General features: G+C 63.8%; 20 protein-coding genes. 8 read left to right on the top strand and 12 right to left on the bottom strand.

The features are described 5' to 3' along the window. Window positions 1-151 precede the first annotated feature (151 nt). The 3 genes from IVB45_RS18985 to IVB45_RS18975 all read left to right on the top strand — a co-directional run bounded on the left by IVB45_RS18985 (window position 152) and on the right by IVB45_RS18975 (window position 3,890). The gene (locus tag IVB45_RS18985; protein WP_247359368.1) at window positions 152-1,933 is read left to right on the top strand and encodes a NirA family protein; all 1,782 of its coding nucleotides are present in this window, start codon (window positions 152-154) and stop codon (window positions 1,931-1,933) included. Then, window positions 1,930-3,537: a sulfite reductase subunit alpha gene (locus IVB45_RS18980; protein WP_247359367.1), complete on the top strand. Its 1,608-nt coding sequence runs from the start codon at window positions 1,930-1,932 to the stop codon at window positions 3,535-3,537. The genes IVB45_RS18985 and IVB45_RS18980 overlap by 4 nt, the downstream gene beginning before the upstream one ends. 200 nt (window positions 3,538-3,737) lie before the next feature. Next, window positions 3,738-3,890, top strand: coding sequence for a hypothetical protein (locus tag IVB45_RS18975; RefSeq protein WP_247359366.1), 153 nt, complete (start codon window positions 3,738-3,740; stop codon window positions 3,888-3,890). A 126-nt stretch (window positions 3,891-4,016) separates the two neighbouring features. Here IVB45_RS18975 and IVB45_RS18970 read toward each other — a convergent pair whose 3' ends face one another. Genes IVB45_RS18970 through pxpB form a run of 3 tightly spaced genes read right to left on the bottom strand, consistent with a single transcriptional unit; the run spans window position 4,017 to window position 6,585 of the window. After that, window positions 4,017-4,787, bottom strand: coding sequence for a 5-oxoprolinase subunit PxpA (locus tag IVB45_RS18970; protein ID WP_018457913.1), 771 nt, complete (start codon window positions 4,785-4,787; stop codon window positions 4,017-4,019). 32 nt (window positions 4,788-4,819) lie between these two features. Then, window positions 4,820-5,857, bottom strand: coding sequence for a biotin-dependent carboxyltransferase family protein (locus tag IVB45_RS18965; protein ID WP_247807521.1), 1,038 nt, complete (start codon window positions 5,855-5,857; stop codon window positions 4,820-4,822). Beyond that, entirely contained in the window at window positions 5,854-6,585 is a 732-nt protein-coding gene (pxpB, locus tag IVB45_RS18960; RefSeq protein ID WP_247289946.1) for a 5-oxoprolinase subunit PxpB, read from the bottom strand. The genes IVB45_RS18965 and pxpB overlap by 4 nt, the downstream gene beginning before the upstream one ends. Before the next feature lie 247 nt (window positions 6,586-6,832). On the opposite strand from pxpB, the gene IVB45_RS18955 reads away from it, so the two are divergent. Together IVB45_RS18955 and IVB45_RS18950 are read left to right on the top strand one after the other, a co-directional pair. Beyond that, window positions 6,833-7,531 carry a ribonuclease activity regulator RraA gene (locus IVB45_RS18955; protein WP_007590912.1) on the top strand — a complete coding sequence of 233 codons (699 nt, stop codon included), beginning with the start codon at window positions 6,833-6,835 and terminating at the stop codon, window positions 7,529-7,531. Window positions 7,532-7,556: 25 nt separating this feature from the next. Then, a complete protein-coding gene (locus tag IVB45_RS18950; RefSeq protein WP_247289948.1) occupies window positions 7,557-7,961 on the top strand; it encodes a cupin domain-containing protein in 405 nt (134 codons plus the stop codon). 62 nt (window positions 7,962-8,023) lie between these two features. Here IVB45_RS18950 and IVB45_RS18945 read toward each other — a convergent pair whose 3' ends face one another. The 3 genes from IVB45_RS18945 to IVB45_RS18935 all read right to left on the bottom strand — a co-directional run bounded on the left by IVB45_RS18945 (window position 8,024) and on the right by IVB45_RS18935 (window position 10,424). Then, the gene (locus IVB45_RS18945) at window positions 8,024-8,374 is read right to left on the bottom strand and encodes a hypothetical protein (RefSeq protein WP_007590916.1); all 351 of its coding nucleotides are present in this window, start codon (window positions 8,372-8,374) and stop codon (window positions 8,024-8,026) included. Between the two features lie 180 nt (window positions 8,375-8,554). After that, a complete protein-coding gene (locus IVB45_RS18940) occupies window positions 8,555-9,469 on the bottom strand; it encodes a DUF2147 domain-containing protein (protein ID WP_247807520.1) in 915 nt (304 codons plus the stop codon). A gap of 172 nt (window positions 9,470-9,641) precedes the next feature. Continuing rightward, a complete protein-coding gene (locus tag IVB45_RS18935) occupies window positions 9,642-10,424 on the bottom strand; it encodes a transporter substrate-binding domain-containing protein (protein WP_247359363.1) in 783 nt (260 codons plus the stop codon). Between the two features lie 126 nt (window positions 10,425-10,550). On the opposite strand from IVB45_RS18935, the gene IVB45_RS18930 reads away from it, so the two are divergent. Next, window positions 10,551-11,048 carry a DUF1993 domain-containing protein gene (locus tag IVB45_RS18930; RefSeq protein ID WP_247359447.1) on the top strand — a complete coding sequence of 166 codons (498 nt, stop codon included), beginning with the start codon at window positions 10,551-10,553 and terminating at the stop codon, window positions 11,046-11,048. Between the two features lie 33 nt (window positions 11,049-11,081). Here the strand turns inward: IVB45_RS18930 and IVB45_RS18925 are convergent, their stop codons facing one another. The 6 genes from IVB45_RS18925 to IVB45_RS18900 all read right to left on the bottom strand — a co-directional run bounded on the left by IVB45_RS18925 (window position 11,082) and on the right by IVB45_RS18900 (window position 17,204). Further along, the gene (locus IVB45_RS18925) at window positions 11,082-11,579 is read right to left on the bottom strand and encodes a hypothetical protein (protein ID WP_027566977.1); all 498 of its coding nucleotides are present in this window, start codon (window positions 11,577-11,579) and stop codon (window positions 11,082-11,084) included. 167 nt (window positions 11,580-11,746) lie between these two features. Further along, on the bottom strand, window positions 11,747-12,736 hold the full coding sequence (locus IVB45_RS18920) for a hydroxyacid dehydrogenase (protein ID WP_247359362.1): 990 nt from the start codon (window positions 12,734-12,736) through the stop codon (window positions 11,747-11,749). A gap of 33 nt (window positions 12,737-12,769) precedes the next feature. Beyond that, window positions 12,770-13,870, bottom strand: coding sequence for a sn-glycerol-3-phosphate ABC transporter ATP-binding protein UgpC (gene ugpC, locus IVB45_RS18915; RefSeq protein WP_027566975.1), 1,101 nt, complete (start codon window positions 13,868-13,870; stop codon window positions 12,770-12,772). A 6-nt stretch (window positions 13,871-13,876) separates the two neighbouring features. Further along, window positions 13,877-14,788, bottom strand: coding sequence for a carbohydrate ABC transporter permease (locus tag IVB45_RS18910; RefSeq protein WP_247289960.1), 912 nt, complete (start codon window positions 14,786-14,788; stop codon window positions 13,877-13,879). After that, window positions 14,788-15,726 (bottom strand): sugar ABC transporter permease, encoded by a 939-nt coding sequence (locus IVB45_RS18905; RefSeq protein ID WP_247289962.1) that lies wholly within the window; start codon window positions 15,724-15,726, stop codon window positions 14,788-14,790. The genes IVB45_RS18910 and IVB45_RS18905 overlap by 1 nt, the downstream gene beginning before the upstream one ends. A gap of 137 nt (window positions 15,727-15,863) precedes the next feature. Next, a complete protein-coding gene (locus tag IVB45_RS18900) occupies window positions 15,864-17,204 on the bottom strand; it encodes an extracellular solute-binding protein (RefSeq protein ID WP_247289964.1) in 1,341 nt (446 codons plus the stop codon). 483 nt (window positions 17,205-17,687) lie between these two features. On the opposite strand from IVB45_RS18900, the gene IVB45_RS18895 reads away from it, so the two are divergent. Then, a complete protein-coding gene (locus IVB45_RS18895; RefSeq protein WP_247289973.1) occupies window positions 17,688-18,479 on the top strand; it encodes a Spy/CpxP family protein refolding chaperone in 792 nt (263 codons plus the stop codon). A 112-nt stretch (window positions 18,480-18,591) separates the two neighbouring features. After that, a complete protein-coding gene (locus tag IVB45_RS18890) occupies window positions 18,592-18,969 on the top strand; it encodes a response regulator (protein ID WP_247359361.1) in 378 nt (125 codons plus the stop codon). Window positions 18,970-18,979 lie beyond the last annotated feature (10 nt).

Genomic DNA, 18,979 nt, shown 5'->3' with positions numbered 1-18,979 from the left:
TGTCACAGATGCCTGCTGCGCCAAGTCCCCAGCAACGAAGCTGATCGGACCGTTGGGTGCACAGCCGGCTATCGAGCCAGCCGAGCTCCTCGCGGGTCGTGCACTTTCCGTCGATACCACCCCGGCGGCCGCAGGAGCTTCGTTACTGACCATGAAAATCGACACCGTCTCAGTCGACTTTACCGACGACCAGAAACGCTACCTCGAAGGCTTCACGACCGGTCTGCAGATCAGTCGCGTCGGTCGCGGTCTGGGCGGCGGCGCCGGCAAGGTGAACGCGGAGCCGACCGGTCCCGATGCCGTGCACATCAAGGCGCAGGACAAGGTCATCGCCGCGGGCAAGAAGCTCGCCGACCAGGAGAAGGTCAAGCGCGACGAGCATCCCTTCGACGCGTATCCGCGTCTTCGTCAGCAGGCGCTCGACAATACGCCGCCGAGCCCGGCGGACAATTTCCGTTGGCGCTATTACGGCATCTTCTACGTCGCGCCGACGCAGGACTCCTACATGTGCCGTCTGCGCATTCCGAACGGCATCATGAAGCACTGGCAGCTGTTCGGCCTTGCCGATCTCGCCGATGAAACGTGCGGGCCTTATAGCCACGTCACGACGCGCGCCAACCTGCAGCTTCGCGAGATCCCGCCGAAGAACGCCGTAAAGCTGATCGAGGGCATTCAGGACCTCGGCCTGTGCTCGCGCGGCTCCGGCGCCGACAACATCCGCAACGTGACGGGAACGCCGACGGCGGGGATCGATCCGCAGGAGCTGATCGATACACGGCCTTATGCGCGCGAGTGGCACTACCACATCCTGAACGATCGCTCGTTGTATGGCTTGCCGCGCAAGTTCAACGTCGCCTTCGACGGTGCCGGCAGGATCGCCGTGCTCGAGGAAACCAACGACATCGCTTTCACGGCGTATGAGGTGAAGGACGGTTTCGGCGTGGAGCCGGGGGTCTGGTTCCGCCTCGGCCTCGGCGGCATCACCGGTCACAAGGATTTCGCAAAGTACTCTGGCATCATCGTCAAGCCGGAGCAGGCGACCGCTGTTGCCGACGCCATCGTGCGCGTCTTCATCGAGCACGGCGACCGCACCAACCGCAACAAGGCGCGGCTGAAATACGTGCTCGACGCGATGGGCCATGACGGTTTCCTCAAGCTCGTCGAAGAGCGGCTGAAGACGCCATTTACGCGCGTGTCGGAAGAGGCGTTTGCGCCGCGGCCGGCCGCGGACCGCATGGCGCATATCGGCGTGCACAAGCAGAAGCAGGACGGCCTGAACTGGATCGGCGTGTCGCTGACGCTCGGCAAGATCAGCTGCGATCAGATGAGGGGCCTCGCCAAGGTGGCGCGGGACCTCGGCGACGGCGAGATCCGTCTGACCGTCTGGCAGAACCTGCTGATATCAGGGGTGCGTGACGAGAATGTCGAGCTTGCCATCGCGGCGATCAAGCAGATCGGGCTCGCGGTCGAGGCGTCACACATCCGCGCCGGCCTGATCGCCTGCACCGGCAATGCCGGTTGCCGCTTTGCCGCCTCCAACACCAAGCGCCACGCTGCCGAGATCGGCGACTGGTGCGAGCCACGCGTCGAGATGGACAAGCCGGTCAACATCCACGTCACCGGCTGCCACCATTCCTGTGCCCAGCATTACATCAGCGACATCGGCTTGATCGGGGCGCGCGTGCCTGTCAACGAGGAGGACACGGTGGAGGGCTATCATCTCTTCACCGGCGGCGGGTTCGGTCCTGACGCCGACGTCGGGCAGGAGGTCTATCACGACCTCAAGGCCGAGGACGCGCCGAAGACGGTCGAAGGACTGCTCAAGGCCTATATCGCCCATCGCTCCGCTCCCGACGAAACCTTCCTTTCTTTTGCGCGGCGCCATGACGGCGAAACGCTGCGCAAGCTTGCCGATGCCGAGGTGTCCTCATGAACCAGATCAGCCCTCCACCCAAACTCGACATCATTCCCACGAGCGCCCCGTTCTCCGACGCGCAACGCTCCTGGCTGAACGGGTTCTTTGCCGGGTTGCTGTCGCCTGAGGCGGCCACGCCGCTGTCGGCCGAGCAGGGCGCCGCTGTCATGCAGGCCGGTGACGGTGACGACGGTGAAGCGCCGTGGCACGACCAGACCATGCCGATCGCCGATCGGATGAAGCTCGCCGAAGGCCGTCCCGTGCGGCGCAAGATGATGGCGGCGATGGCGCAGCAGGATTGCGGGCAGTGCGGCTACAATTGCCACGACTATTCGGAGGCGATCGCGAGCCGCAGTGAAGCGCGGCTCAACCTTTGCGTCCCCGGCGGCAAGGAAACCGCGCGGATGCTGAAGACGCTGCATGAAGAGCTGGACAAGGCGCCGGCTCCTAAGGCGTCCGACAAGGTCGACGCGGTGGCGGCCCCCGCCGTGACCGTGACGATCGCCGAGCCCGGCCGCTCGCGCGACAACCCCGTTGCGGCGACCTTCCTGTCGCGCCGTCTTCTCAACAAGGGAAAGTCGGAGAAGGAAACCTATCACGTCGAGTTCGACCTTTCCGAGAGTAAGCTCGACTATGTCGTCGGTGACAGTTTTGGCGTGTTCGCGCGCAACGAGCTCGGTCTCGTCGACCAGGTCATCGCCTTGCTTGGCGCGTCCCACACCACCAAGGTCAATGGCAAGACGCTGCGCGAGGTGCTGATCGACGACGTCTCGCTGTCGCCGGCGCCCGACACGTTGTTCGAGCTGCTCTCCTTCATCACCGGCGGCGCGCAGCGCGAGAGGGCGCGGGCACTGGCGCAGGGCGAGGATCCCGATGGCGATGCCGCCACGCTCGACGTCATGGCGGCGCTGCAGAAGTTCTCGGGCACGCGGCCGCATCCCGAAGCCTTCGTGGAGGCGCTCGAGCCGCTGCAGCCGCGGCTCTATTCGATCTCGTCTTCGCATAATGCGACGCCTGGAAAGCTGTCGCTGACGGTCGATTCCGTGCGCTACGTGATCGGCAAGCGCAAGCGCATCGGCGTCGCCTCGACCTTCCTTGGCGAGCGCATCGCGGAAGGCGAGAAGCTCAAGGTCTATGTGCAGAAGGCGCACAATTTCGGCCTGCCGCAGGATCCGAAGACGCCGATCATCATGATCGGCCCCGGCACCGGCATTGCGCCGTTCCGCGCCTTTCTGTTCGACCGCAAGGCGACCGGTGCGCCCGGCAAGAACTGGCTGTTCTTCGGCCATCAGCGCAGCGATTGCGACTTCTTCTACCAGGAGGAGCTCAACGCGATGAAGACCTCGGGCCTGCTCACGCGCATGTCGCTGGCCTGGTCGCGCGACGGCGAGAAGAAGTTCTATGTACAGGATCGCATGCGCGAGGTCGGCCGCGAGCTGTGGACGTGGCTTGCCGAGGGGGCGCATCTCTACATCTGCGGCGATGCCAAGCGCATGGCCAAGGACGTCGAGCGCGCACTGGTCGATATCGTCGCCCAGTTCGGGGCGCGTTCGACCGACGAAGCCGTCAGTTTTGTCGCCGAGCTCAAGAAGACGGGGCGCTTCCAGGCTGACGTCTACTAGCTGTCAACCTGCCGTCATCCGAGCCGGTTCCAATTGGCTCGGATTTAAGCGAATAAGATTCTCGGAAGTGGCAGGCGAGGAGAATTTGCTCCTGCAATGTGGGGGCTTCAGAGAACCCGCATCGCTATTTCCGCGGGTCTCTTGCCCGCCACCCCCGTTGATCCCTCATAATCCCGCAAATGGGGCGTTGGAGATCGACCATGCGCGAACTATCGGCGGAAGCCAGGCTGCACTTCTACTCGCGCTCGCTCTCGCGGCGGACCGGTGCGAGCGTGCATCATGCCGCGATGTACAGCGCCTTCGCGGTCATCGCCGCCATCGTTTTCGGCACACTGTCGGTGCACCCGTTCTAACGAGTTTTCGCAACTCTCGTAGGGTGGGCAAAGGCGCGCTTGCGCCGTGCCCACCATCTCTCAGCAAGCAGGATAGATTTTGGTGGGCACGCTTCGCTTTGCCCACCCTACTGCACCGAGCGAACCTCACGCCCCGCGCTTGAACGGCGCGACCTCGATGCCTGCATCTTTCAACGCCTGCCGCAGGCCGCGCGCAATATCGACTGCGCCCGGCGTATCGCCGTGGATGCAGACCGTGTCGGTTCGCATCTTGATGACCTTGCCCGTGACCGAGACCACCGCGCCGTCCTGCACCATGCGCACCACGCGGTCGGCGATCGCCTTGGCGTCATGCAGCACCGCACCGGGCTTCTTGCGCGAGACGAGATTGCCGTCGTCTTCATAGGCGCGGTCGGCGAACACCTCGTGCACCATCGGTAGATTGGCGGCTTCGCCGGCCTTCACCAGCTTCGAATTGGCGAGCACGACGAATATCAGGCTGGGATCGACCGCCTTGATGCCGGCCGCGATCGCCTTCGCCGTCATGTCATCCTCGCAGGCGACGTTGGAGAGCGCGCCATGCGCCTTCACATGCGTGACCTTGTGGCCGGCCGCCGTCGCGATCGCCTGCAACGCGCCGATCTGGTAGGCGACGAGATTCTCGATCTCGGAGGCCTTCAGGCCCGCGATCGGATGGCGGCCGAAGCCGTGCAGGTCGCGATAGCCGGGATGCGCGCCGACGGAGACGCCGCGCGCTTTCGCCAGTTCGACCGTCCGGCGCATGATATCGGGGTCGCCGGCGTGGAAGCCGCAGGCGACGTTGACCGAGCTCGCCAGCTCGATCATGGCGGCATCGTTGCCCATCTCCCACGCGCCAAAACCTTCGCCGAGATCGCAATTGAGATCGATCGTCTTCATGGGGTGCTCTCCGTCTCTGGTCGTCTTGTCGTTTACGGCTCCTCCGCAACCTGCCAGGTCCCGGCGTCGACGGCACTGACAGCATAGCCCGCGACATTGGCATCGCTGAGCGCTTCGATGTTGAGTGCGACGGTGTCGGCGGAGCGCAGGCGATCGGGCAGGTTACGGATCAGCTGCGCAAATTTCCTTGCCTCATCCTGCGCCTCGGCCATGCTGACCGCCTTGAAGCGGAACGCCGTTCCTGCCGAGGTCTGCGCGAGACGGCCGACATCGGCCGTGATCACGGTCGCGATCTTCGGATAGCCGCCGGAGGTGCCGCGATCCATCATCAGCGCGATCGGCGCGCCGTTGCCGGGCACCTGGATGCTGCCGTTGACCGTTCCGTCGGAGACGATGTTGTGGCCATGCAGATGCTTGATCGCGGGGCCTTCCAGCCGGTAGCCCATGCGGTCGGAGGTCGCCGAGATCTTCCACTCGCTGTCGAGGAATAGGGCCTTGTTGGCGTCGTCGAACTCGTCGTCCTGCGGTCCCAGCAAGACGCGGATCGGACCGTTCGATGGCTCCGGCAATTCGATGCGCAGTTCCGGTGCACCGCTTGCGGCATCGACGCTGAACTCGTCGCCGGCCTGCAGCGGGCGCGGGTAGGGGCTGCCGAGCCCGGCACGGGCGTTGACCGCGAGACTGCCGAACACCGGCTCGCCCTTGATCCCGCCTTCGATCGCCAGATAAGTGAACGCGCCGCCGCGGGCAAAGCCCAGCGTCAGCGTCTCGCCGTCCTTCAACGTCACCGATGTGTCCATGGCGACCGGACTTCCCGCGACGTCCGCATTGCGCGGCGCGCCTGAAACCGCGACGCGCACGGCACCGTCGCGCGCGGTGAAGGCGGCGCCGAACGGGCCGACCTCGACAACGGCTGCGAATGGTTCGTTGCCGATAAGCGTGTTCGCCGCCGCGAGCGACATGCGGTCCATCGCTCCGCTGACCGTCAGGCCATAGCGTTGCGCGCCATGGCGTCCGCCGTCCTGGACCGAGCTTGCCGGCCCGATGCTGGCGATCACGAGCCGGCTCATGCGACCACCTGCTCGGCAATGATCTCGCCGGCCTCGGCGGCGCGGTCCTGTTCCTCGAACGTCTTGTGGTCGATGGCGAAAAACGTCACGCGATCGCCGGGTTCGGTGAGGAAGGTCGGATTGCGGTGGAGCTGATAGGTCCGTACCGGTGTGCGGCCGAGCAGGTGCCAGCCGCTCGGCGCTGCCAGGCACTGGATTCCGGCCTGGATGCCGCCGATCGAGATCGTGCCGGCAGGCGTCAGCAGCCGCGGATTCTGCCGCCGCGACATCTGCAGGGATTTGTCGAGACCGCTGAGATAGGACCAGCCCGGTGTAAAGCCGATCATGGCAACCTTGTAGTCGCCGGCGACGTGGCGCGCGACGATGTCGTCGGGTGTGGTGTTCAGCGCCTTCGCGACGTCCTCGAGGTCGATGCCGTGCTCGCCGCCATAGGCGACGGGAATACGCCAGCGGCGCGCCTTAGTGGCTGGCGGCAGCGGCTGGCTGGCGAGCGCGAGCAGCTTTTCGCCAAGTACGTCGAAGTCGATCTTGCCGGGATCGTAATGCACCAGCAGCGAGCGATAGGTCGGCACGGACTCGGTGATGGCATCGATCGAGCTTGCTGCGAGCGCCTTGTCGAGCGCCAGCACGCGCTGGTTGGCGTCGTCGTCGATGGTACGGCTGAACTCGACCGTGACGGCGCTGTCGCCACTGGGCAGAAGGCGGGGCGGGGGAAGCGTCGCGGACATGGGCTGTCGAAATCGGGCTTCTGGAGCTACGCGGGCTCGGCCTTGAGCTCCGCTCGTCCCTGCTTCGCGTAAATGCGCCCGCAAGTCCAATAAATTAATGCAGGGGGAGGCGATAAAGCCTTGTTATCGCGACGCATAACTGCGCTGCGGCCCTGCATGATTGGTATCCTCTTGGGCCTTGACGCAAGGCCCGCACCCCGCAAGATGCGCGCGTTCTTTCCCGCCCATCCGGAGCTCGTCTGTTTCCATGTCGCTGTCCCCCGAAGCCCGCAAGACCCTCGCCGGCATCACCACTGCCACCATCACCACGGTCCTGCTGAAGAAGGGCCTGCGCAACATCTGGATGCGCGGCGCGCGTCCGCTGCGCCCGGGTCTGCCGCGCCTGGTGGGGCCGGCCTTCACGCTGCGCTTCGTGCCCGCGCGGGAGGATCTGGCGACGCCGGAATCCTGGTCGTCGCCGATCTCGACCCGCACCGCGATCGAGGCGATGCCGGAGGGCTGCATCGCCGTGGTCGATGCCATGGGCATCACCGACGCCGGCATCTTCGGCGACATCCTGTGCGCGCGCATGATGAAGCGCGGCGTCACCGCACTCGTCACCGACGGTGTCGTGCGTGACGTCGAGGGCGTGCTCGGCACCAACTTGCCGGTCTGGTGCGACGGCTATGCCGCGCCGCCGTCGGTTGCCGGCCTGACCTTCGTCGGCTGGGGCGAGCCGATCGGCTGCGGCGGCGTTGCGGTGTTCCCGAACGACATCGTTGTCGCCGACCAGGACGGCTGCGTGCTGATCCCGCAGGCGATGCTCGAACACGTGCTCAATGAGGGCGTCGAGCAGGAGCGGATGGAAGCCTGGATCGTCAACGAGGTGAACAACGGCGCGGTGCTCCCGGGCCTCTATCCCATGAACGCCGAGACCAAGGCGCGCTACGCCGCAAGCAAGAAGTAATCGGGAAGGAAACGAGGTAAATCCAATGGAGATCACTGTAGCAGGCACGCGGCCGACACGCCGTGCGCCCGGGGAACACTTCACCGGCACCGTGTGGCAGGACCCCGTGATCATGGCGCCCGCGCCGGCGCGGCTGAACTGCTCGCGCGTCTCGTTCGAGCCGGGCGCGCGCACCAACTGGCATCACCATCCGCTCGGGCAGACGCTCTATGTGATTTCGGGGGTTGGCCGGGTCCAGACCAAGGGCGGCCCTGTCATCGAAATCCGTCCCGGCGACACCGTCTGGATTCCACCGGGCGAGCTGCACTGGCACGGCGGGTCGCCGACCAATGGCATGACCCACATCGCCATGCAGGAAGCGCTCGACGGTGTGTTCTCGACCTGGTTGGATCCGGTGACCGACGCGGAATACGGCGCGGCGGTCGGCTAGTTTGCGTGACCCGGCTTTGCGCAGCGACGCTTTGCGTCGCTGTTCGTCCGGGACACGGCACCCTACATCCGCTCCGCCGTCCAGGTGCCCGTGCACATGCTGCCGCGCCAGGTACCTGAGCCAGAGGTGCCGCTGAGCCGGCCGAAGCCGACGGCGCGCTTGATGCCGGTGCTCAAGGTGACATTGATGCTGCCGGCATCCGCAACGCGGCCTGACGCCGTCACCATGGCGCTGCTCGAGGCGATCTGACCGTTGTTGATGCCGATTGCGACGGTCGAGCCGTTACCGCAGGTCTCGCTCGACGACGAGATGCGGACATTCCATGCGCCGTCGAAAGTGCTGGCGCTGGCCTGCGCGGCCGGCAATGCGATGACAATGATTGTGGCGAAGAGAGCCTTGCGAAATCCGTTCATGACACGCCCCTGGGGTTGATCATGCGGGCATCGTGTCACGGCCTCGGAACCGGCGATGTGAGGGCTGTCACGCGCGCGACGGGCTCTGTGATGTCGCGCACGTCGCAATCGATTTGGCGGCAAAAGCAAAGGGACCCGCGCTGCGGGTCCCCTTGTGTCGGTCAGAGTGTCGCCCCGAAGTCAGTTCACACGCGTCCAGGTCTGGCCGCCGCAGAACATGCCGCCGAAGGCGCAGCCCTGCACGCGCAGGCGATCGGTGCCCTTCAGCGCGATGGTTGAATCGTAGGTCGAGCCGGAGTTCGGATCGAGGATGCGACCGGACCATTTCTGGTCCTTGTTCTGATCCTTGCCGGGCTTCATGTTGATCAGAACCTGCTCGCCATTCTGGTTCGATTTCGAATCGACCGAGTAGCCGCAGAGATTGCTGCCGCATTGCTCGATCCGGACCTTGCCTTCCTTCTCCTCGGTGAGCCAGACGCCGAGCGGTGAATTGAGGTCGCGCGTGGGTGCGGCTGCGGGAGCCGGCGGCGCGACGGCAGCCGATTGAACGGGGGCGGGCGCAGGCGCCGGGACGGGAGGCGGAGATGGCGCCGGAGGCGCGGCTGCGACGGTCGGGGCGGGCGGCGGCGGCGGTGCGGGCGGTACTGCGGCCACCGTCGGGGCAGCACTCGGGGCCGGCTGGGGCGGCGGCACAAGCGCGTCTTCGGCCGGAGCGTTGTTCGCCGTGGTGGCCGGAGGCGCCGGTGGGGCAGGAGGCGCGACGGCCACGGGGGCTTGGACGGGGGCTTGGGCAGGGGCCTGCTCCGCCGCCGGAGCCGCCGTGACCGGTGCCGGGGCCGGGGCCGGATTGGCCGGCGGCTGCGGGTCAGCTTTGGCTTGTTGCGGTGCCTGCGGGTCCGCTTTTGGAGCCGCCTTGGCATCGTTCTTGGTTTTCTTCGCCTTGCCCTGGCCGGTGTTGTCGTAGACGCCGGGGATTTGCACTGTGCCGCGGTCGGGATCGATGCGGATGGTACGCCCGCCATAGTCGAAGGTGTACTGCGCCTGCGCAGCGGTGCTCGCCAAAAGGAATGCGGCCGTGGCCAACAGCTTCCTCATTTCGCATCTCCTGAAACAGGTGGTCCCCGCACCGACGCTTACGCCCCGGTTCGATCGCAAAAAGTGATCTAGATCACTGTCACCGTATGAGTCGTGCTTTCTGCGTTTCGGGTTCAATAACACCGGAGCCGGTCCAAAGTTTGGCCGGGGCAAGCGACAGGAGGACGCGGTCCTAGTCGAACCAGGCGGCGTAGATCTTCTTGTAGCTGCCGTCCTGCATGGAAATGTGCAGCCATTGGTCGACGAACGCCTTCAGCGCCATGTCGCGCTGGAGCCAATAGGCCTTCTCTGAGAAGTCGAACGGCTTGTCGGGATGCACCGCGCAGAGCACGCCTTGATGCTGCTTCTGCTGGTAGCGCGTCTCGGAGGCATCCGTCATCATCAGGTCTGCATTGCCCTTGGCGATCTCGTCGAAGATCACGGTATTGTCCGGGAAGACGGTGATGTCGGCGTCCTTGATGTTGGCACGTGCGAAGCGCTCGTTGGTGCCGCCGGGATTGACGATCACGCGGGTGCCCTTCTTGTCGATGTCGGTGATGCTCTGGTATTTGCCGACGTCGGCACACCGCGCGATCGGCGTCTTGCCCTCGCGCATGATCGGCGTGGAGAAGAAGCCCTTCTTCTGCCGGTCGAGCGTGACCGAGACCCCGCCCATCGCGATGTCGAACTGATCGGCTTCGAAATCCTTCATCAGCTTCGGCCAGGCTGTCGGCACGAATTCGACCTTGACGCCGAGCGCCTTGCCGAGCGCCTCCGCCATGTCGACATCGAAGCCGTTGAACTGCTGCGTCGTCTTGTCGAGATAGGTGAAGGGCTTGTAGTCGCCGGTCATGCCGACGCGCAAAGTGCCGCGCTTGACGATCTCGTCGAGGCGGGACGGCGCCGCCTGCTGTGCCTGGGCCGAAAGGTTTGCCAGCAGCACCACGGCCAAAGCCGCCAAAATTCGACTGGTCATTCGAACGATCATCTCTTTTCCACCCATGCCCAAGCTGTCATTGTGCAGCTCTCGAGGGTTGGATTTAGACCAGATGCCCGTGGCTGGCGAGGCGGAAGTGAAGGGAATTTTGAAGTGACGATCTCGATGTATGACGCCTCGGTCGGCGTCTTCGTGCCTTACTTGGGCAACCTGTCCGCACTGCTCGACAAGGGCGTTGCCTATGCCGAAGCCCGGAAGTTCAATCCGGCCGTCCTGCTCGGCATGCGCATCGCGCCCGACATGTACGATCTGGCGCAACAGATCGGCGAGGCCTGCCGCCATGCCACGGTCGCCGCCGCCTTGCTGGCCGACCGCGAGCCGGTGACGCTGCCGGTGCTGGAGCACGACATGGCCGGACTGCAGGCCCGCATCGCGACGTCCATCGAGTTCATCGAAAGCCTGCCGCGCGCGGAGATCGATGCTGCGGCGGAACGGAATGTCTTCTTCAGGCTGAAGAACGGGACCGAGTTGCCCTTCACCGGGCGGACGCTGCTGCTGACCTTCAGCATGCCGCAGTTCTTCTTTCACGTCACGACAGCCTACGACCTGTTGCGGCACGCAGGCGTCGAGCTCGTGAAGAAGGATTATCTCGGACGACGATAAGCCGAACCGGCATCCACTTCGCGCGAAAAAGCGCTAGGCTTCGCCCTTGCGCTCGTAATCGGCGAGCGAGCTGCGGCCGGCGATCTCGCTGCGCAGCTCTTCGAAGCGCCGATGGGCCTCGTCCTCATGCGCGTCGACGAAATGCACCGCGGCTTCGCCGGTCATCGGGCCGCTGACCACGGGCACCGACTGCTCGCCGATGGTCTCGTGGACGTAGAACTGGCCGTCATCGCCGCGATGGACCGTCCATTTCAGACGGATCGCCACCATCGGCCCGGGGCCGACCTTGCTGTAGCCGTCGGCATCGGTGTGCTCCGGCACCAGCGGCTGCTCCTCGACCACCGGATGCTCATCGACCACAGGGTGCTCGTCGGCGACCCCATGCTCACCGGCAACCACCATTTCGGTCACGGTGACGGTCTCGGTCTCGCGCACGGTCTCGGTCTCGCGCACGACGAGAACGGGTTCAGGATGCTCCAGGATGCTGGCGATGGTCGCCAATGCGTGGTCGGTCGGGTCGATCTCTGACAAGGGTCCATCCTCCAGCTCGACGCGGCCGGCAAGTCTGTCCCACTGCCGCCGCGGCCGGACCTATTACGCGGGTTTGATTAAGGCTGAGTGAGGGCTCGATCTGCACCAAAATGGGACTCATTCTGGCGTTCCGAAGGCGGGGGGCGGCGGCCCGCCCTTGAGATAGCTCAGCACAGGACATCCTGATTGATGATGTTCTGCCGGATCGGATCGCCGTCCAGCACACTCAGGATGTTGCGCGCAGTCTGCTCGCTCATCCGGCTCACCGCCTCGACCGTGACGCCGGCGACATGGGGGGCCATGATGACGTTGGGCAGCGCGAACAGCGCGTTGCTGACCGGCGGCGGCTCGACCTCGAAGACGTCGATGCCGGCACCGGCGAGCTTGCCCGAGACCAATGCGTCGTACAGCGCCGTCTCCTTCACGATGCCGCCGCGTGCGGTGTTGATGAGGTAGGATTTCGGCTTCATCCGGCCGATCCGCGCCGCGTCGAACAGGCCGACGGTCTCCGGCGTCTTCGGGCAGTGGATGGTGACGAAATCGGCGTGCGGCAGCGCGGCATCAAGGTCGGCGACCGGCTCGCAGCCTGCCGCCTTGATCTCTGTGGCTGCCTTGTAGGGATCATAAACCTGCACATTCATGTCCATCGCCAGGCAGCGCTTGGCGGTGCGGGTGCCGATGCGGCCGAAGCCGATGATGAGGACGGTCTTGCCGTAGAGATCGAACGGCAGCATGCCGAGGCGGTCGGCCCATTTGCCGTCCTTGACGCAGGAATGCATCTCCTGCGCGCGTTTGGCCAGTGTCAGCATCATGAACAGCGCCTGCTCGGCGACCGAGGGCGAGTTCGCGCTGCCCGCGACCATCAGCGGCACCTTGCGGCGGGAGAGGGCGGGGACGTCTACGGCGTCGTAGCCGACGCCGATCCGGGTCACCACCTTCATGTCCTTTGAAGCTTCAAGCTCGGTTTCGCCGAACGCGGTGGCGCCGAGCGCCACGCCATGGACCGGCGCGTGGCTCTTCAGCAAAGCCTCAAAATCCCTGGCGGAGATCAGGTTCGGAAACTCGATGAGCTCGATGTCATCGCGCTGGGTGAGGAGGGCGCGTGCCCCTTGCGACAAAGTTTGCGTAACAAAGATTTTCTTCTTGTTGGTCGACATCGTCCCTACCTGCACGAGTTTCTTGCCCGGCCGTCACAATACGGCGCCGGTCGCCTCGTTTAGCAGGTGCATATTGTTCAGGTCCATCGCCAAACGCATGGGGCCCCCGTCCTTGGCGCCCGCATTGGGATCGACACGGCCGCAGATCGGCGTGCCCTCCAGTCCGAAATAGACCAGCGTCTCCATTCCCATCGGCTCGGTGACATCAAGCACGGTGTCGAAGGTCTCGACCCCCGGCTCCAGATGCGCATGCGATTCCGTGAGATGTTCGGGACGGATGCCGAGCAACAGGTTTTCAGCTCGGGGCAGCGCGCTGTAATGGGCGGCGCGGGCCGGCGGCAACGGGAACGAGATGCGGTCCGTCAGGCGGACGTTGAGCTTGCCGCCGACGTCCTCGAGCCGGCACGGAATGAAGTTCATAGCCGGCGAGCCGATGAAGCCCGCGACGAAGCGCGTCGCCGGCTTGTGGTAGAGCTCGTTCGGCGTGCCGATCTGCTCGATCCGCCCCTTGTTCATCACCACGACGCGATCGGCCAGCGTCATCGCCTCGACCTGGTCATGGGTGACGTAGACCGTCGTGGTGCGCACCTTCTGGTGCACCTTCTTGATCTCGATCCGCATCTGCACGCGCAGCTTGGCGTCGAGATTGGACAGCGGCTCGTCGAACAGGAAGACTTTCGGGTTGCGCACGATGGCCCGCCCCATGGCAACGCGCTGGCGCTGGCCGCCGGAGAGCTGCTTCGGCTTGCGGTCGATCAGGTCGGTGATGTCGAGGAGGCGGGCGGCCTCGGTCACCCGCGCCTTGATCTCGGCCTTGGGATAGTGCTTGAGCCGCAACCCGAACGACATGTTCTCCGCGACCGTCATGTGCGGGTAAAGCGCGTAATTCTGAAACACCATCGCGATGTCGCGGTCCTTCGGGGGCACGTCGTTGACGACGTCCCCGCCGATCATGATGTCGCCGTCGGTGATGTCCTCGAGTCCCGCGATCATCCGCAACGTCGTCGACTTACCGCAGCCGGAGGGGCCGACGAGCACGATGAACTCATGGTCTGAGATGTCGAGGTCGATGCCGCGCACCGCCTCGACGTCGTCGTAACGCTTGACCACCTTCCGCAACGCAACCTCAGCCATAAGACATCAACCCTTTGTCGCGCCGGCGGTCAGGCCGGCAATGTAATAGTCCATCAGGAAGGCGTAGATGACCAGCGGCGGGGCAGCGCCAAGCAGCGCGCCGGTCATGATCTGACCCCAGTTGAAGACGTCACCCTTGATCAGCGTGGTGGTGATGCCGACCGGCAGCACGAGCTGGTCGATGGATGTCGTGAACACCAGGGGATAGAGGAACTGCGCCCAGGATACGGTGAAGGCGAAGATGGTCGCTGCGATCAGGCCGGGCAGGGCGACGGGGATGAAAATCCGAGTCAGGGTCTGGAGCCAGGAGGCGCCGTCGATGAGAGCCGCCTCGTCCAGCTCCTTCGGGATCGAGGCGAAATAGCCGATCATGATCCAGGTGCAGAACGGCACCGTCAGGGTCGGATAGATGAACAGCAGCACGTACCATCGGTTGAGAAGCGTGATGCCGGTGATGTCCTGGACAGCAGCGAGCATCTTGAACAGCGGAATGAACAAGAGGCTGTCCGGGACCAGGTAGGTCAGAAAAACCCCGGTCGCCAGCGTCGTCGAGCCCCAGAACTTCATCCTTGCCAGCGCAAAGGCCGCAGGAATGCTGATCAGCATGGTGACGCACACAACGACGATGGAGACGACCGCCGAATTCCAGAAGAAGCGCAAAAACTGGTTCGACGTCAACAGCTCGACGTAGTTCGCCAGGGTGGGATGGAACACCCACCAGGGATTGGTGGCCGCCGAAATCTCCGCGCTGCTCTTGAGGGAGGTGATCAGCATGTAGATCGGCGGGACGAGCGAAAAAATCGCGAACAGCACCAGGAAGAAGTAGGACCAGCGCAGGGCCCATGTCCGATCCCGGCTCATGCTCCGGTACTTGACTTTGCGCGTGGGACCGCCCTTGTCGATTGCAAGCGTGCTCATCAGGCTTCATTCCCACGTTTGTTGACATCGCGCAGGATGAAGACCGCCGCGACTGCGAGGATCGGCACCATGAACAGCGAGACGCATGCGCCGAGCGGAATATCGCTGCTCTGGATTCCGACCTGGAAGGCCCAGGTGGCGAACAGATGCGTCGAATCCAACGGGCCGCCGGAGGTCAGGATGCGCACGATGTCGAAATTGGCGAAAGTGACGATCAACGAGAACAGCGTCGTGATGGCGATGATGTTGCGCATCATCGGCAGGGTGATGTGCCAGATCTTCTGCCACCAATTGGCGCCATCAATGGCGGCCGCTTCGTAGAGCTGGTCGGGCACCGATTTAAGCGCGGCCAGATACATGATCATGAAGAACGGTGCGCCGTACCAGACGTTGACGAGAATGACGGAGAAACGGGCCCAGAAGGTGTCGCCAAGCCAGGGGATCGGGCCGACACCGAAGAACGACAGCGTGTAATTGAAGGCGCTGTAGGAGGGATCGAACAGCCACAGCCAAGCCAGGGTGCTCATCGCCGGCGGGATCACCCAAGGGACCAGCAGCATGCCGCGCCACTTGCGCTGGCCCTTGGCCGGGAGGTTGTGGACGAAATGAGCGACAATGAAGCCCATCAGCGCTTTGAAAAACACCGCGGTGAGGGCGAAGATGCAGGATTGCCTCACCACCATCCAGAACGTGTCGCGTTTGAACAGGAAGGTGAAATTGCTCAAGCCGACGAACTTCTGCATCGACTTGTTTAGCGTGGCGAGATGCATTGAGTAGAAGGCAGGATAGAGCACGAACAGCGCGATCAGGAGAATCAGCGGCAGCGTCAGGAAGAACGCCATCGTCGACTTCCGCCTGAGTGCATTTTTAAGGCTCGCCCGTTTGCGCGGCCTGGCGGCACGGACGGAGCGAGCTTGCTCAACGACGACATCGGCCATGGTCAGACTTTCTTACGGTACATTCAACAGGGAAGCCGCCCGCGCCGGTCGGCCTCTCTCGCAAGGCGATGGAAAAGGGGGCGAATCCCCGGCGGCTCACGCGCGAACGCGTGAACCGCCATGCCACATACCCGGCATCAGCTGCGCATGAAGCCTTCGCACTCGCCCTCGGCCCAGGCGAGCGCCTGCTCGATGGTCTCGCCACGGGCATAGCGCAGCGCCAGTTTGGTCAACGTCGCCTGGTTGTAGATCTGCTGGGCGATCTTCGGCGGCGCCGGCGAGGCCGCGATCGACATCGTCTGGCGGCCGTGTGGGTCGGGATAGCTATAAAGCGTGCCCTTCGGCGGCCCTTCCTCGGCCCACGTCTTGAGCTTCGTCATGTTTGCGAAAGCCGGGAGATCGTAGCCGCCGCTCGCCGCGACGAACTTTTCGATCGACGACGGCTGCGACAGATGGGTCAGCAGGCTCTTGGCGGCTTCCTTGTTCTTGCCGAAAGCCCAGACGCCCCAGAAGTAGGGCAGGAACGGTGCAAAACGGCCCTTCGGACCGGCGGGCATGCCATGCGTCCAGCATTGCTCAGCGACTTGTGGTGCGTCGCGTTTCGCAACGGCCCAGGAGCTCGGCGGATTCAAGATCAGTGCTCCGCGGCCCGAGATCAGCCATTTGTTATTAGACGCGTCATCCCAGGAGGCCGCGTCCGCCGGAAGCACCGCGATCAATCTCTTGTAGAATTCGAGAGCCTGACGCACGGCGTCAGTCTTTACGGTGATGTCACCCTTGGCATTGACGAGCTCGGCGCCGAACGACTGGAAGATCGCGCCGGCGGTATCGACGCTGTCGGTGGTCTCGCCGAGGCCGATCCCGAACGGGACGCCAGCCTTGCTGCAGGCTTCGGCGGCCTTGAGAAAGACTTCCATCGTCCAGTTCTCGTCCTTGGGCACGCTACCGGCCGGATACATCTCCTGGACGTCGATGCCGGCATGCTTCTTCATCAGGTCGATGCGCGAGCAGGGGCCCTTGATCTGACTGCCGACGGTGGCAGGGACGGCAAGCCATTTGCCGCCGGCCTGGCCGAGATATTTGGTCGTGCCGTTCACCTCGCCATTCTGCTTGATGATCGGCTCCATGATGTCGGTGACCGGCTCGAGCTGCTCCGCATAGGCATGCGGCCACCAGGTCGGCATCTGGAGAATGTCGTGACCGGATTTTGCCTGCGCCTCGGCGGCGACGGTTAGTTCGAGCTTCTTGTTGTTGCTGGTGATGTAGTCGATGGAGACCTCGACCTTCTCCTTCGCTGCCCATTCATTGACGAGCGCGGTGGAGGCAGAGTTGGCACCAGGGACCCAATGGTCCCAGAAGCCGATCGAGAGCTTGCCGGCGGCGTAAGCGCCTCGGACATAGGGCGCTGTGATCAGCGCCGCGGAGGACATTGCAGTGGCAGCCACAAATTGACGTCGCGTCAGTGTCTTGCGTGACATCTCGTTTCCTCGCTTGGGTGTTTTATTGTTCTGGCGTTCCTCTGAACTCTTCCGAGTTCTACTTTTGATTTTCTTTTTTTAAGTTTCTCGTTCGACGTTTCTTATTGATGCCATCGGCTTCGAAGGCAAATTGGTAGCGCGATCAGATCATGATTGATTGCGTCTGTCGAGAAAACCGAGCGGCTTGCGCCTAGAACTAACGTTGTGTCCGCCAAGGTGGCGCTGCCCTCGACGTCACGCGCGAGCCCTAAACCACAGTCGGTCGTTTTGCGATGCACACTGGGCGCGGGCGCGCTGGACCGATACGTGCGCAATTACGCCGCAGTTTCCAAGGAGCCTGCATAAGCACCTCGCGGCAAACACTTTTCGGGCGTGTATAGCAATTATCGGTGGCTAGACCTCGAAGCGGTGAAAACGATAGAGTTGCAACTGGCAAGTGGTTCTCACCCCCAGCAGCCTAATCAGATCGAGATGGAGACCAGAATGATCAACCCGGCGCCGCTCGCGCGGCTTAACCTGCGACGATGGTTCGCGCTGGGATCCGTTTTCGTGTTGCTGCTCGGCGCAGCCGCGGTGGCGAACGCTCAAGGCCTGGTCAAAGGGGTTCAGGAAGGAGCGGCGGCCGGGAACAAGGCGGCAGGTCCGGTCGGCGGCGTGCTCGGCGGCGCGATCGGCGGTGTGGTCGGCGTCTTCACCGGCGTGCTCGGTGTTGGCAATAATGGCAATCAGGCGCCTCCCGCCAAGGATTCAAGCAAGGATTCGAGCAAGGACGCTGCCAAAGACGCCAAGCAGGGCGCCGGCAAGGACAAGGATGCCAAGAGCGCGAAGGCTGGCAAGGGCGCCAAGGCGAGCAAGGAGGCGAAGAACGCGCCGCAGGACAAGGATGTCACCGTCCTCACCCAGACCGGCGCACCGCAATTGACCGCCGACCAGATCGTCACCAACAGCGACTCCTATATCGAGCGGATCAAGACCGAACTGAACCTCACGCCCGACCAGGAGAAGCACTGGTACGGCTTCTCGAGCGCCATGCACTACCTCGGGCATAACGGTGCCGAGCGGCTAAACCTGCGGGTCGCGCGCGCCAAGCGGGATCCGCCCGACGACATCGTCGAGCAGATGCGCAACGAGGCCCAATTCCTCATCGACCGGGCTGCCGACCAGCGCAATGTCGCCGACGCCGCTGAGCCCCTCTATTCGAGCCTCGATGACAAGCAGAAGCAGGTGTTCGTACAGGAGATGGTGCGGCTCAGCCACGAACGAGGACTGGATTGATCAAGTTGAATCGGATCGGGCGCGTCTGAATTAACGGACCCCGCCACGAATTCGTGAATCCTCTTCGCGATTCGGTTATGATTAGCTTCGGAAGCTGATGGGCGGGGTTGATATGGCGGACGGACTCTCCGTTTTCCTGGTCGAAGACGAGACGTTGATCCGGATGATGATGACGGACATGGTGGAGGAACTCGGCCACCACGTCATCGCGGAAGCGGATAATGTTCGGGACGCCAGCGCTTTCGCCATGACCGCGCAGTACGATCTTGCGATCCTCGACATCAATCTCAAGGGCCTCTACGTCGATCCGGTCGCCGACCTGATCGAGCGACGCGGCAAGCCGTTTCTGTTTGCGACGGGCTACGGTCCGGAACTGCTGCCGTCCTTGCTCCGGCGCCGGCCGATCCTGCGCAAGCCCATCTCGATCGATCAGCTCAAGGCAATGATCGATACGATGTTTCCGGAAGCGGCAGCAAAGACGCCGCACTGAGACCAAAAAC

This window comes from Bradyrhizobium sp. 4, assembly GCF_023100905.1.
GTDB lineage: Bacteria > Pseudomonadota > Alphaproteobacteria > Rhizobiales > Xanthobacteraceae > Bradyrhizobium.
The sequence above is the reverse complement of the archived record's forward strand: the minus strand, read 5'-3'. Positions and strand labels throughout refer to the sequence as shown.

Bases quoted from the DNA above. Each gene is read 5' to 3' on its own strand.
- IVB45_RS18985 (WP_247359368.1), top strand. From the start codon at position 152: ATGAAAATCGACACCGTCTCAGTCGACTTTACCGACGACCAGAAACGC.
- IVB45_RS18980 (WP_247359367.1), top strand. From the start codon at position 1,930: ATGAACCAGATCAGCCCTCCACCCAAACTCGACATCATTCCCACGAGC.
- IVB45_RS18975 (WP_247359366.1), top strand. From the start codon at position 3,738: ATGCGCGAACTATCGGCGGAAGCCAGGCTGCACTTCTACTCGCGCTCG.
- IVB45_RS18970 (WP_018457913.1), bottom strand. From the start codon at position 4,787: ATGAAGACGATCGATCTCAATTGCGATCTCGGCGAAGGTTTTGGCGCG.
- IVB45_RS18965 (WP_247807521.1), bottom strand. From the start codon at position 5,857: ATGAGCCGGCTCGTGATCGCCAGCATCGGGCCGGCAAGCTCGGTCCAG.
- pxpB (WP_247289946.1), bottom strand. From the start codon at position 6,585: ATGTCCGCGACGCTTCCCCCGCCCCGCCTTCTGCCCAGTGGCGACAGC.
- IVB45_RS18955 (WP_007590912.1), top strand. From the start codon at position 6,833: ATGTCGCTGTCCCCCGAAGCCCGCAAGACCCTCGCCGGCATCACCACT.
- IVB45_RS18950 (WP_247289948.1), top strand. From the start codon at position 7,557: ATGGAGATCACTGTAGCAGGCACGCGGCCGACACGCCGTGCGCCCGGG.
- IVB45_RS18945 (WP_007590916.1), bottom strand. From the start codon at position 8,374: ATGAACGGATTTCGCAAGGCTCTCTTCGCCACAATCATTGTCATCGCA.
- IVB45_RS18940 (WP_247807520.1), bottom strand. From the start codon at position 9,469: ATGAGGAAGCTGTTGGCCACGGCCGCATTCCTTTTGGCGAGCACCGCT.
- IVB45_RS18935 (WP_247359363.1), bottom strand. From the start codon at position 10,424: ATGACCAGTCGAATTTTGGCGGCTTTGGCCGTGGTGCTGCTGGCAAAC.
- IVB45_RS18930 (WP_247359447.1), top strand. From the start codon at position 10,551: ATGTATGACGCCTCGGTCGGCGTCTTCGTGCCTTACTTGGGCAACCTG.
- IVB45_RS18920 (WP_247359362.1), bottom strand. From the start codon at position 12,736: ATGTCGACCAACAAGAAGAAAATCTTTGTTACGCAAACTTTGTCGCAA.
- ugpC (WP_027566975.1), bottom strand. From the start codon at position 13,870: ATGGCTGAGGTTGCGTTGCGGAAGGTGGTCAAGCGTTACGACGACGTC.
- IVB45_RS18910 (WP_247289960.1), bottom strand. From the start codon at position 14,788: ATGAGCACGCTTGCAATCGACAAGGGCGGTCCCACGCGCAAAGTCAAG.
- IVB45_RS18905 (WP_247289962.1), bottom strand. From the start codon at position 15,726: ATGGCCGATGTCGTCGTTGAGCAAGCTCGCTCCGTCCGTGCCGCCAGG.
- IVB45_RS18900 (WP_247289964.1), bottom strand. From the start codon at position 17,204: ATGTCACGCAAGACACTGACGCGACGTCAATTTGTGGCTGCCACTGCA.
- IVB45_RS18895 (WP_247289973.1), top strand. From the start codon at position 17,688: ATGATCAACCCGGCGCCGCTCGCGCGGCTTAACCTGCGACGATGGTTC.
- IVB45_RS18890 (WP_247359361.1), top strand. From the start codon at position 18,592: ATGGCGGACGGACTCTCCGTTTTCCTGGTCGAAGACGAGACGTTGATC.